This window comes from Silvimonas sp., from assembly GCF_031291215.1.
GTDB classification, from domain to species: domain Bacteria; phylum Pseudomonadota; class Gammaproteobacteria; order Burkholderiales; family Chitinibacteraceae; genus Silvimonas; species Silvimonas soli.
This window is the reverse complement of sequence record NZ_JARLJK010000153.1, coordinates 1-1,280: the sequence shown is the minus strand read 5'-3', so window position 1 is coordinate 1,280 and position 1,280 is coordinate 1. Positions and strand designations below refer to the sequence as shown.

General features: G+C 56.9%; 1 protein-coding gene. It reads right to left on the bottom strand.

Translation table 11 applies throughout. From position 1 onward, the window contains the following. Positions 1-6 precede the first annotated feature (6 nt). Entirely contained in the window at positions 7-1,212 is a 1,206-nt protein-coding gene (locus P4L78_RS22745; protein ID WP_248807448.1) for an ISL3 family transposase, read from the bottom strand. Positions 1,213-1,280: the final 68 nt, after the last annotated feature.

Sequence of the window (1,280 nt, the reverse complement as noted above, 5' to 3'; positions counted from 1 at the left end):
GGTTCTTCACGGATTGCCGGGAAAGTCATTCTTGATCTTCATGAAGAAGAATTCGCTGTCCCGGTAGCCGTACGCCATCCGTTTGATGACTTTGATCCGGTTGTTGATGCCCTCCAACTGGCCCGTGTGCATGGGCCAGCGCACCCTGCTCAGGATGCCACGCCAGTAGCTTTTCAGGCGTTTGGCAAACTGCTTCAGAGCGGGTATCGCGCTTTCATCAGCCAGTCGTAACCATTGCTTCCAGGCTGATCGCCAGCCCCAGGCGGTGGTGGGTGACCACAGCGCTTTGAGCTCTGCCTTCATTAGATAAACCGTCATCAGCGATTGGTTAGCCGCCAGCAGATCCTGCAGATGCACCTGTTGATCTTCGCGCTTGAGGTTCTCTGGGTTGCGCAGCAGTAACCACCGTGCCTGCTTGATCACCTTGCGAGCTGGCTTGTCATGGCGCAGACGGTTAGCCTCATCGACCCGCACCCGGTCGATCACCTCTCGCCCATATTTGGCGATCACGTGAAACAAGTCATAGACCACTCTTGCCCGACAGCAGTGCTGGCGCACCTCCAGGTCGAATGCAGTGTTCATGTCCATTGCCACTGCTTCAATGCGCGCACAGCCCTGCGGCCCCAGCTCTTCAAAAAACGATCTGACAGCGGCTCGGCTGCGGCCTTCACCAATCCACAGTACCCGGCGGGTATCGGCATCCAACACCACGCTGGCGTAGCGATGCCCTTTGAACAGAGCGAATTCGTCCATCACCAAGCGTCTGGGCTGGGCCTTCGGTAGCTTTTCTAAAGCGGCTTGTAGAGCCCGTCGCTCCAGCAAACGCACGCTGTCCCAGTGCAAACCAAACAACTCGGCGACATGCAGGGTGGGCAGCCGTTGGCAAGCCTGGATCACGGCTTCGGCCAGGCGCTTGGTCATCCGCGAATAGCGATCAAGCCAACTGACTGACTCCATTCGCTTACCACATAGGCTGCACCCAACTCGTCGCAGCTCTACACTCAAGCGCACTGCCCGGCCAAGAATGGGCAGGTCACGGATTGAACGCTGGCAGTATTCGTGGATGGTGGTGCTGGGTTGATCGCAGCCGCTGCAGGTTGGGAATCTACCGAGCTGAGGGATGAGGTCGATCAGCAGGTCATCGCCATCAGGCCTGATGGCGACCACAGAAAAGCCCTCCCAAAAGGGCAGAAACGTATTAATATCGTGCACAAGAACGCCGGTTTGTAGATGTGTTTGCTCGCACGAACATCATCCATCAAATCGGCGTTCTTGTTTCT